Origin of the sequence: Falsirhodobacter xinxiangensis (assembly GCF_004959935.1) — a bacterium.
GTDB classification, from domain to species: Bacteria; Pseudomonadota; Alphaproteobacteria; order Rhodobacterales; family Rhodobacteraceae; genus Falsirhodobacter; species Falsirhodobacter xinxiangensis.
In genome coordinates, this window is the sequence record NZ_SMYN01000039.1 from 1 (window position 1) to 11482 (window position 11482).

Genomic DNA, 11482 nt, shown 5'->3' on the forward strand with positions numbered 1-11482 from the left:
CCCGCCGATCAACAGGTGTTTTTCAACACAATCTCCCACGAACCCTCATGAGCCGATCGCGCTGCAGCCTGCATTTATAACCATGACACAAGCATTGCAAAACCCAAGACGATGGGTTATTTTATGTCATGGTCACGATCTTCAAGGCGCATGGTCTGCGCGTCATCATCTTCACCGACGATCACGAGCCAGCCCATGTGCATGTGTTCGGCGATGGGCAGGCCAAGATTAATCTGATCGGTGCGGATGGCATTCCTGCTCTCGTCTGGGCCGAAGGCATGAAGGCCAACGATCTGCGCCGGGCCGTGCAAATGGTCCGGGACCAGCAGGAGCAGTTTCTTACCAGATGGAGGGAAATTCATGGCTGATCTAACAGACGCTGCCATCGACGCAGCTCTCGAGCGTGGGCGTATCGCGCGGCAGACAGAACCCCGCGCGATGTCTGCGCGCTATGACCGGAAGAACGGCCGCATCATCGTCGAGCTGACCAACGGCTGCACCTTCGCCTTTCCATCCATAATGGCACAAGGGTTGGAAAGGGCTTCGGATGACGAGCTGGCCGCAGTTGAAGTCTTGGGCGCGGGTTACGGCCTGCATTGGGAAGCGTTGGACACCGATCTTTCGGTGCCGGGCTTGCTGGCAGGATTGTTTGGAACACGGGCCTACATGGCTCGACGGGCTGGACAGGCCACGTCGCCTGCCAAGGCTGCAGCAGCTCGGTCGAACGGGGCCAAAGGCGGAAGACCGCGAAAGCAGGCATAGCTTTATTGAAGATTGGTAGACCGTCTCCCTAGCTATCGCTATACGCCCGCCGTTAGGGGGTGCCCCGTCAAGCGGGTTGGGGCCTGCCTGTGGACGCGCTACCCTAGATGCGACTTTGGGTGGGTTGAGAGATTTGCCCGTCTGTTTCCTCGGCCGAGGATGTTGGCTTTAAAGACTTCGGCCGGGGTGCGGAAGCCGAGGCACTTGCGCGGCGTGGCATTCAGGCCGGCACAGAGCGCTCGCAACTCGTCTTGAGACAGGCTGCTCGGGTCGGTGTCCCGGCAGAGCCAGCGCCTTAGCCGCTTATTGGCATTCTCGACCGCGCCTTTTTGCCAGGGTGACTGTGCCTCGCAGGACCAAGCCTGGGTTCCGACCGTCGCTTGCAGATGCGGGCAGTCGATGAACTCGGAGCCGCGGTCGAACGTCACCGAGCGGCAGGCATGTCGGGGCAGGGGCGTGAGCGCCTGGGCGTTCCGGGCCATGATCGGTTTGGTGCGTTTCTCTTCGTTTTTCAGCACCAGAAGGAAGCGGCTCGTGCGTTCGATCATCGTCGTGACATTTGCCGGGCCGAATTTCTGCCGGAACAGCACCAGATCACATTCCCAATGGCCGAACTCCTTTCGGTGCGCGACGACATCGGGCCGGAACAAGATACTAAGTTCGCGCGCAAATTTGGGTGGCGGGCGCTTGCGCAGCCGACGACGGCCCGAGGGCAGGTGGCGCCAGAGCTCGCTCCGCCGGCCTTCCTCGGAATAGATATGGCCGTAGATCGTCTCATGGCAGACCCGCCGTGCTGCGTGCTCGTATCGCATCCGCCCGGCAATCTGCTCTGGCGTCCAGCATGACCGCAGGCAGCGCTCGACCTGATCGCGCAGACCAGGATATCGCACCAGCTTGCGTCGGCGGGTCCGACGTCCGTCGGACAGGCCCTGCGCCAGGATGCCCAATAACCGCTCAGGGTCGGGATCTCGCTGTCGTGGAAACGGTTGCGGCGCAGTTCGCGGAAAATCGTCGAGCGGTGACGGCCGAGCCTGCGCGCCATCTCGTCGGGGCTGAGCTTCGCATGGCGCCAGCGCTCGATCTTGCGCCGATCCGACCGCGAAAGGTGAGAAAACCGAACCTTCATTCCGCGATCCTTTCATGGCCCAACATCATGTCGAGCATAGAAAGTCGCATTCAGAAATAGCACATCTCCTTGGACGCCACCTAAAGTGCGGTAGTATAGCTTATGTTACCTAGATGTCGTTCGCCACAGGGTGTGGTGCGCATTATCTACAACCCGCAAATTTACAGCGCGCCGGTGGCGATGATCTGACCTGCGATGCGGACGGCCCTTGATGCAAAAGCGTTGAAGTTGAAGTTCCTCTGCCGGAAGCATTCATGACTGCGGTCTTTATTCGAGGCGGTTGCCGCTGGCCCAGATGAAGTCCGCAGATCAGGTCTCAATCACCATTACGCGCTGACTATCTGCGCCTCGACCTTATAGGGTGTCCCGATCTCCAGTTCGACGGGTTTGCCAGGCGGCGTCTTGCGGCTACGGTTTGATATCCAGGCCGAGGGCAGCCTCGACGGTGCCGATCTGCGATCGGAGCGCCTCAGCAAGATCACCCGGACAGTCTTTCGTAGTTGCCGTCATGATGTCACGCGCCATTTTCGCCGTCTCCCGAATCGTGCGTTCAAGGAAGCCTCGGCCTCGGCCCAAGCCGAGGGCAACACACAGCTGGGTAAGCGCGGCCTGATCAACATCTCTTGCGAAAACGGCGCCACCGTGACTGAAGGCAAGCTCTTGGGTGACCTGATTGTCCATGAAGACCGGAACCACGTCATAGAGCGGCGCAAGCTCTACGCCGGCCGACGTATGGATGATCGATCCGTTCTTGCCGTGATTGTCCGAATTGCCGACGAGAAGGTTGAAGATCACCTGCCGCGCAAAAGTTTTTGCGAATTTGACAGGGGCCGGCGCGTGGTCCGCGATCCGCGTCATGGCCGCTGCGGAGAACCGGCGTTCGCCGTCGGGGTTGGCACGCTCATATTTGAGTGAGGGAGCGAGCCCAAGGGCTTGGCAAAAATCCTCCGCATGCACGCGGCGTATCAGAAATGAGCCATCGTCGTGCGGCTCTACCTTTCGGTCGAACCGCGTCGACAAGATCGCGTTGATGGGTGTCGCGCCCTCGTCAAAGACGAGCGCCGTGGATCCGGCGGCCTCGATGCCCGCATGGCGCGCCACCTCCAGCAGCGCCACCTCTCGAACCGTGACGTCCGGATCGCCGATCGGCGACACCTTCAAGATATGCGTGGTCGGCGCGCCGCTTCCCGGCTTCGGCAGGTAGTAGCGCCCTTGCAACGCAAGGAGTGCGATTTTGCCCTGCACGCCAGCGACCGGAGACGGATTGCGTTCTTGAGGCGGGAGGTGCCGAACGTGGTGGAGCGAGCGGACGATATCCAGCAGTCTGACGTCTTTTATCGCCTCGTAATGCTCCGGAAAGCGGCCGGGCATCTTACCGGGCCCCTGCCCCTGCATGACGATGGATATCGCCCCCGGGCAGTCAGCGCCGAGATGAGAAAGCATGCCCCCGACGTCATCGTCGTCGAGTTGGCGGGATGCGAAAATACGATCTCGTTCGGCCCCCTCGAACAACAGGTTCGCGAAGTAACCGCGACAGCGTGCGTCGTTGAATTCGCGATCAGCAAGCGGAAGGGACAGTGAGAGAGCCACCGTGGGCGGAACGTTCGTGCAATATGCGAAATGCAAGGACTTGTCGCTGTTTCGGGTCAGAACGCCAACTGGGGCACCGTGCCCTTCGATCCAGACGTCGAGTCTCATCCCCGCGGTGCGACCGAGATTTGCAGGCCCAATGCCTTGCAGAGACGCAGATACGTCTCCAGCGTCGCGGCCGTAGTTCCGCGCTCGATGCGAGAAAGGTTGGCCTGGTCTATGCCGACGGCCGAGGCGAGGTCGCCTTGGCTGACGTCGACAGATTTGCGCCTATCACGGATGAGCGCGCCTAGTTCAGAAGCGGACGTCAGAAACATATCAGAGACGAATTTGGTTTCCTCGCCAAACTAGGCAATTTCATCGCGCGTTTCAACGCCATTTTGGTTTTCCCGCCAAATCAGGTCCTGACATTATGGCTTGAAAATCGCCCGCGCGGACAGCGGTGTCCATTCCCCCCCTCTAGCACAGTTCTCGATAGCATGATTGGCTTCCATTGAGTTTTGATGATGAAGCGTCTCCATGGAGACTTCATTAGAGGTTCTCTCGTTTGGCGGTTTGAGGCGCCAAAACCGGAGCTGGCCTGAGGATGTGAAGGCGCGAATTGTGGCGGAAACGCTGGTGCCGGATGCTACGGTCAACGATGTTGCCCGGTGGCATAGCCTGCCGGCGAATCGTATTTCGTCGTGGCGGACGCTGGCGCGCAAGGGGCAGCTGGTTTTGGCAGCGCCGAAGGATCCGGTCGAGTTCGCGGCCCTGATGCTCGGGGCCAGTAGATGATGTTCCACGTTCTGTCAGCCCTGCTGCGACCGGTCCGGAGATTGTGTTCGGGGCCGTCGTGATCCGTCTGGAAGTCGGCGCTTCGGCGGAGTGGATCGCGTCCGTGGCGCATGCATTGGCGGTAGACGCGTGATCGTCCCGTCGAACCGGGTGCGGATCATGGTGGCGACGAAGCCCATCGACTTCCGCAAGGGCCACAGCCTGCCGTTGAGGCAGACTGTCGGGCTGATTGAAAGCTTCAATCCTCCCAGTCGCTCCTGCTCAGCGGCGCCATTTGAAGCAGCCCTTCCCGCTCGACGAGTCCTCCTTGCGACAGCGCAAGATCGATTCCGTCCTCGACACGCCGACGCATCGCGGCGCTGGTTGCCTTGAAACCCATCGCTCTCGAGACCTCTGTGACCAGCTGATCGCTCTTGGCGCCAAAATTACGTTCGACGATCTTCAAAGCCCCGGCGGCAATTTCATCGAGGGAAATCATCTCCGCCTTGCGAAGCCCGGGAGAAACGTCGCCTGACCGATCTCGCAGCGCCGCATCGCGGCCAAGCGCGGTCAGGAACTCGCCATCCCGCAGAACGGTGCCCTTGCGCAGCGCAACGTCGACCGCGCCGGTAACCGCATCCCGGATCCGGGCGCCGGCCCGCTGCAGCCCCCAGGCCTCCCTGATACGCGTGACAACCTCGTCGAGATGGACCGGGCCTTCGGTGGCGGCGATTTGCTCGACATATCCGACCAAGATGCCGCGCGGCACCTCATGAAGTTCGCAGATCAAATGCGAGGCGCGTTCGACAATCGCCTCTTCGTAGATCGGAAATGCATTCGCTCGGACTGCCGTATCCTCGGCGCCGGTTTCGATCGTCAGCAGGATGCTGTCCCCTTGGTCCTCCTCAGTGATGCGGAATACGGGCGCGGTCCTCCTCGTGGTGCGCTCGGCGTCATCCAGCTTTGCCGTCTCGATTGCCGCGAACACCCGTTCAAGCTCCTGCTCCGGCCGCTGGAACCAGTCGGATCCCCAGATCCGGTGGATCTTCCAGTTTTGGCTCTCGAGGACCGACTGACGAAGACGGTCCCGGTCGCGAGCTGACAACGCGTCGTGATAGGCCGCGCCGTCGCATTCGATCCCGAGAAGATATCGGCCGGGACGCTCCGGATCGGAGATCGCAAGATCGATGAAGAAGCCTGCGAGGCCGACCTGACGGTGGACATGGTAGCCGCGGGCTTGCAGAGCATTCGCCACCTGCTCTTCAAAGACGCTATCATGATCCCGGCCGGTTGCTTCCGCCATGGAAAGCCGCCCGGTCCTGGCGAACTGCAGGAACATGCGGAAGGCGAACACGCCCTTGCGGGACTGGGCAAAGTCGGGATCGATGTCTTCGTCCGTCATCGACGAGAACACTTCGCAGCGCTGTTTCGCGCGGCTAATCAACACGTTGAGACGGCGCTCACCGCCCTCCGAGCCGAGAGGTCCGAAGCGCATCGGCACCCTGCCCCCGGGCGTCGTTGGCCCGTAAGCCACTGAAATGAAGATGACGTCCCGCTCGTCGCCCTGCACGTTCTCGAGGTTTTTGACGAAGAACGGCTCCGACGGGTGCGAGTGGAAGAAGCCTTCCGTCTCCGGATGCGCGCGGCGCAGCAGCTCCAGCTCATCGAGAATGGCCCGGCGCTGCGCAACCGAGAAAGCCGCGACGCCCAGCGACAGTTCCGGCGTGTTCAGCGCATGATCGATGATGGCCCGCGCAACAACCCGAGCTTCAACGAAGTTGTGGCGCTTGCCGCCGCTGTCAAACACGCCATCCGTGATATGATGGAAGCGCAGCCCCATGCCGGCCTCGGCCGTGTAGGGACTCGGCACCACGAACAGTTTGCTGTCGTAGAACTGCCGGTTGCTGACTGCGATCAGGGACTGGTGCCGGCTGCGGTAGTGCCAGCGCAGCATGCGCATCGGCAGACCGCGCGCGGTGAAGAGCCCCAGGATGCTCTCTATATCGGTGACGCGGCCGCCCTCATCCTCGTCCGCATCGTCCCCGCTGGTCATGCGGGCAAAGAACGACGTGGGCGGCAGCTGACGGGGATCGCCGACAACGACGACCTGCTTGGCGCGCGCGACCGCGCCCAAGGCATCGACCGGCTGGATCTGACTCGCCTCGTCCATCACCAGAAGATCGAACTCGGCGACGCCGGGTGCAAGGAATTGCGCGACCGAGAGCGGGCTCATCATGAATACCGGCTTCATCGCCTGCAGCGCGGGCCCTGCCCGCTCGACGAGCTTGCGGATCGGCATGTGTCCGCGTTTCTTCTGCAGCTCGTTGCGCAACACCCCGAGCGGACCGATTGCCCCGCCGTCGCGCGGCGGGATGCGCTGATGGTGCGCCCGCACGATCTCGTCTGCGGACACATGAATGCGCCGCTGGTCCAGCTCGGCGAACTCCGCCACTTTGCGGGAATGGAGTTCGCCGTCGAAGCGGGCCAGTTCGGGCTCCGCCTTGGTGATGTCCAGATAGAGCGCCTCGAAGTATGCCATCTCGAAAGCCGGAAGAGTGCGATCGGGCGAAAGCCGCCCGGTGGTCAGCCGATCAACGATGACGCCGCAGCCGAGCGCACGACCGCGTTCTGCCCGGTCGCGATAGGCGGTCCATTGGAACAAGTGTTCGCCGGATACGCTCCAGATCGCAAGCTTTCCGGTCACTGCTGACAGCGCGACTTGAGCGAGATCGCCGCCGAATGCCGCAACAAGATCCAGTTCAAGCTCGGCCGCGATCTTCTCAACCGCCTCGCCGAGGCGGGAAGATGCAAGGGCGAGTTGATTGGCAGTCCGAGCCGCCGACGCCCGCTCCGTTACGGCTCCGGCGGCCGCGAGAATGTCTGTGTTTTCGTCAGCCCATCGCAGCGCGCCGCGGAGTTCATCCCATGGAGACGTTTTCCCCGACCATTTCGAGCCGAAGGCTCCGGCGCCGAGGCTTGCCGCATCCTCGATCTGTCGCGCGGCGGCTTGTCCCGCCCGCAACCGATCCAGCAAGGCCTGTCTCTCCCCCATCGTGCCGGGAAGCTTCACGAACAGCGATCGGGTGGCCTGGTCCGACGAGGTAACGGCTTCCGCCTTTCCGAGAACCTCAGGCGCGGCGAGGTCTTCTGCGCTTGAAAGCGTTACCGAGCCAAATGCCGCCGCACGCTTCTCGGCTTCCGTTGCGTCCGCAAGCCGCACCATGTAACGCGCAGTGACGTCTCGATCCGCATCACGCCCGGCAATCCGCCTGACCGTGCGGGCAACGTCACCGTGCCCTTCCATCCACGTAATCACCGCTTCAATCAGTGCCGCATCGGATCTCTCGCCGCGCCACGCTGTGCCGAAGGCGGCTTTCGCAACGGCATCTTCGGTGGCAAGGGCGGCAAGGGCCGCCTTCGCCTGCTGGAGACGGTCGAGCTGTGACAGGGTTGCCTCGAGCGGCTGGTCCGGGTTCGCGAGGCAGCTGCGGGCTAGCCGGTTGGCCCGGCGCCACTCCCCGCTCAGCTTCCGGAACATCCCGGTCCCATGTGACGCGAGGACGTTTCGCGCTTCAGTGAGACTGGTCTCCCAGGCCGTGTCTTGCAGCTTTCCTTGCAAGTCCCGGCGTGCGGCCTGCACTTCGGTCAGCGCTGACAGCGCATCTCGCTGCGCAGCCGTCCCCTGATCCCACACCGGGTCCGCAAGCGCCGCCGCTGGCGCGGCAGGCGCTTCGAAGAGGCGCTGCCCGACGCGGGCAAGCGTGGCAATATCCCGGACCGTCCTTGGCTCCGGCTCGCCGAAATGGGCTGACAGCAAACGCGCGCCCTCGATCAGATCGGGAAGGCCCGCTTTGAGAGCGGCGATGGACTCGAGGTCGGCCTGCGAGGTCTCGGGGCGTAGCATCACAAGGATGCCGCAATCCTCCTCCGTCGCGGCCGTCCATGCCGCCTCGGTAACGTGACCCTCGAGTGTATTCCGGGCCGCAGCATAAACCTCGCCGTGCCGCACAATGGCCTGAAGTTCAGAGCGCGCATCGCGCCATTCTGGGGCGGCAAATGCTTCCGGTGCGAGCGGAGCGGAGACGAGACGTTTCGCGAGATCGAGAAGCGGCTCAACCTGTTCCCAGGTCGTCGGGGCATCGGCATGCAGGAATGCGGCCAGAGCGCTGACGTGCTCTTCGAGAGCGGCGCTGTCGCTGGCGGCGGCAGATAGCCGCGACGACAGCCGCTCGACTTCCATCGGCGTGATGCTCGAGCGCTTCACGCCGTGCCAAACATGCCCGGAGGGCACGCCGATATCCGTTACTCGGTCGGCAAGCTCTCGCAGAACCTTATGGCGATCGTCATACCCATCCCGGCTCCAGCTCTCGGGGGCGTCGAGATCGATGTCGTTCGGCTGCTCGCCCGCCGCCCTGAGCCGAACGAGCTGGCCGATGACCTGGAACGGAGAGAGGCCGGACGCCGGATGACGCTTGTGCATGCGCGCCGCGTGAGCGTTGAGCTCGTCGCGGGCATCGCCGAGCCGTGCGTTGAGCGATCCGATATCCGCCACGCGCGGAGCGCCGTTCTCCCAGGTGCGCCGGATATCCTCGAGCACCGCCTTCTTGTTCGCCTTGTGGCTGTGCAGCTCGAGACAGGCAACGCCGACGCCCTTCGCATCGAGCCGGCGTTTCACCACCTCGAGCGCCGCCATCTTTTCGGCGACGAACAGCACCTTTTTGCCATCCGCCACCGCGGCGGCCACGAGATTGGCGATCGTCTGGCTCTTTCCGGTGCCGGGCGGGCCCTGGATGACGAGGTTCCGGCCCATCCGCACCTCATGCACGGCCAGCGTTTGCGAGCTGTCGCTGTCGAGGATGTGCAGCAGCTCCGACGGCGGAATGATCGGATCGATGGGTTCGTCGTCCGGATAAAGAGGCTCGCCGCGCTCGAACCCGTCGGCTAGCAGGCCCTTCAGAAGCGGCCGGCCGGTGATGGCGGAATCCTTGGGCCAGGTCGCCGGATCGAGATCGCGATACATCATGAACTTCGCGAAGGAGAAGAAGCCGAGCACCACCACATCGCGCTCGACGCCCCAGCCCTCTTTCGCATCGACCGACTTTTCCACGATGTCGAGATAGGCGTCGAAATCAAAGGACTCGCCGACATCGACGTCCGGAAGGCGGATTCCGTGAAGACGATCGAGAAAGATTTCGAGCGACAGGTTGGTTGCGAAGTCTTCTGGACGGGCCCGCAGCTTGAACCTCTCGCCGGCGGTGCCGCGTTCGAGCGATACCGGGATCAGGATCAGAGGGGCGCGGCGAATGTTTGTCTTGTCGTTCGGGTCGACCCAGCGAAGAGCGCCGAGCGTCAGGAACAGGACGTTAACGCCCTGTTCGTCCTCGAGCGTCCGCGCATCGAAGTAGAGGTCGAGGAGGCGCTTCTGCAGACCCTCGGGCGTAAACCTGGTCTGGAGCTGGGTGTCGGAATGGCGACCCGCAATGCCCCTCTCGTCGAAGACCTCGTCATCTGGGAGCGCCAGATCCTCGATGATATCGCTGTCTTCCTCCGGCGCCGCCAGGACCAATGTCTGAACGCGGTCTGGCACCGGAAGAGCGCCGGCCGGAGCCGGCAGTCCGAGAGGATTATTCCCGCCTTCGGGCGCAGGCTCGATTTCCGCGGCGGCTTTGCGCGACGGCATGCCAGGGATGAAGGTGAACGCTTTACCGTCCTGCACGAGCAGACGGAAGATCTCCGCGCTCTTCTCGTCGGTCACTTCGATGGTCTTGGCGGCCTTCGCGGACTTCGGCATGTTGAGAAGACGATTTCGGGCAGACAGATCGAGAAGTTCGGTTCTCGCCCGATCAAGCTTTTCCGCGACCGTGCCCGATCCCGCAAATCCTCCGCCATCCGCACCGGAATAATGATCGTCCAAAATCGCCCCCGTCGAAAATACCCGGCCACCTGACGTCGCAGATGGAATTCCCGATCTGAAATGAATGCTCCCGGTGTGATTGTGACCGTATCGGCGGTGACATGCCAGCCTCTTCGCAGGATTTTTGCAATGCGCGCGGACTTCCCCATCACCGCCTTCTGCGATGCCCCGCTGTTGCGGCCCCGTTACAGTTCTGGTTACACGCAACCCTCTGAAATAAAATCCGTATCCGACATTTCCTTTGGTGTAACGCCGGTAACCGGGGGGGGAATGTGTATATAGATATCTCTCTGGGGAGATATATGAGTGTCTCTCACTCTATATATATTTATATCTATACCTTGGTTACATAGTTACATACATCCCTTTCTTCCTTGAATCTAAGGCTTTCCGGTGTAACCCGAGATGTAACCCGGCCGGTTACGCGTTACCGTCCGTGGATCAACTCACTGGAAAAATGGAGGATTCCGTGAAGAAATCGCGCTGATGGGCTGGACGTGGAATGCGGGACGTGCTCAAATGTCAGCCTGACGACATGGGTTATTGCGAGACGAATATGGCGAGCGGCACGATCAAATGGTTCAACACCGAGAAAGGTTACGGCTTCATCCAGCCGGATGCGGGAGGCGCGGACGTGTTTGTGCATATCAGCGCGGTCGAGCGCGCGGGTGTTCGTGAACTCGCCGATGGCCAGAAGATTTCGTTCGATCTGGAAACCGGCCGCAATGGTAAGTCGAGCGCCGTGGATTTGAGGCTTCTTTGATCAGCGGCCGCCTTTGCGCGACCGCCATCCTTTGATGAAGGCAGGCACGATTGCGGTAAGGCGTCAGCCGGGCGGAAGCTCTTTTTTTCAGGAGTTTCTGAAACGCTGACGGGAAGATCGCCGATTGCCATCGCCGGGATTTTCAAATAGCGCTGATCGATCATAAATTCCGGAAGGCACCCCATGTCCAACGATCTGAACGCCTTGTCATTGCAGGAACTCAAAGCTCTGAGGAGTGACGTCGACAAGGCGATCCTGAATTTCGAGAAGCGGAAGAAGGCTGAGGCGGTTCAGGCGCTTCAAGCAACCGCGAAAGAACTCGGATTTTCGCTCGCTGATCTTGTTGCAGAAGCCGGTCATCCGAAAAAAGAGAAAGTTCCGGCCCGCTACGCCAATCCGGGCAATCCGGACGAGACCTGGAGCGGCCGCGGGCGTCAGCCGGCGTGGTATAAGGCGGAAATCGCGGCAGGCCGTGAACCGGCGGATCTCGAAATCTGATCATCTCGGCCATGCCGGAAGATTTGGTAGAGAAATGGCCCTAGGGTCAGGATTCATAACCAGTAGATAACGG

Annotated in this window: 8 protein-coding genes and 1 pseudogene; 5 read left to right on the forward strand and 4 right to left on the reverse strand. The window is 61.7% G+C overall.

The features are described 5' to 3' along the window. Positions 1-128: 128 nt before the first annotated feature. Positions 129-368, forward strand: coding sequence for a DUF4160 domain-containing protein (locus E2K76_RS19575; RefSeq protein WP_136686122.1), 240 nt, complete (start codon positions 129-131; stop codon positions 366-368). Further along, a complete protein-coding gene (locus tag E2K76_RS19580) occupies positions 361-762 on the forward strand; it encodes a DUF2442 domain-containing protein (protein ID WP_136686123.1) in 402 nt (133 codons plus the stop codon). The genes E2K76_RS19575 and E2K76_RS19580 overlap by 8 nt, the downstream gene beginning before the upstream one ends. 98 nt (positions 763-860) lie before the next feature. Here E2K76_RS19580 and E2K76_RS19585 read toward each other — a convergent pair. The 3 genes and pseudogenes from E2K76_RS19585 to E2K76_RS21170 form a co-directional block, all read right to left on the reverse strand. Continuing rightward, positions 861-1888 (reverse strand): annotated as a pseudogene (locus tag E2K76_RS19585) (IS30 family transposase). Between the two features lie 408 nt (positions 1889-2296). Continuing rightward, a complete protein-coding gene (locus tag E2K76_RS19590; RefSeq protein ID WP_136686124.1) occupies positions 2297-3586 on the reverse strand; it encodes a HipA domain-containing protein in 1290 nt (429 codons plus the stop codon). Further along, on the reverse strand, positions 3583-3795 hold the full coding sequence (locus tag E2K76_RS21170) for a helix-turn-helix domain-containing protein (protein ID WP_136686125.1): 213 nt from the start codon (positions 3793-3795) through the stop codon (positions 3583-3585). The genes E2K76_RS19590 and E2K76_RS21170 overlap by 4 nt, the downstream gene beginning before the upstream one ends. 202 nt (positions 3796-3997) lie before the next feature. Here E2K76_RS21170 and E2K76_RS19600 point away from each other — a divergent pair, with 202 nt between their 5' ends. After that, positions 3998-4255 (forward strand): transposase, encoded by a 258-nt coding sequence (locus E2K76_RS19600; RefSeq protein ID WP_136686126.1) that lies wholly within the window; start codon positions 3998-4000, stop codon positions 4253-4255. A 238-nt stretch (positions 4256-4493) separates the two neighbouring features. Here E2K76_RS19600 and E2K76_RS19605 read toward each other — a convergent pair whose 3' ends face one another. Continuing rightward, a complete protein-coding gene (locus tag E2K76_RS19605; protein ID WP_220432316.1) occupies positions 4494-10148 on the reverse strand; it encodes a DUF3320 domain-containing protein in 5655 nt (1884 codons plus the stop codon). Positions 10149-10704: 556 nt separating this feature from the next. Between E2K76_RS19605 and E2K76_RS19610 the strand changes: the two genes are divergently transcribed. After that, the gene (locus E2K76_RS19610) at positions 10705-10911 is read left to right on the forward strand and encodes a cold-shock protein (RefSeq protein ID WP_136686129.1); all 207 of its coding nucleotides are present in this window, start codon (positions 10705-10707) and stop codon (positions 10909-10911) included. A 183-nt stretch (positions 10912-11094) separates the two neighbouring features. Continuing rightward, entirely contained in the window at positions 11095-11409 is a 315-nt protein-coding gene (locus E2K76_RS19615) for an H-NS histone family protein (RefSeq protein ID WP_136686127.1), read from the forward strand. Positions 11410-11482: the final 73 nt, after the last annotated feature.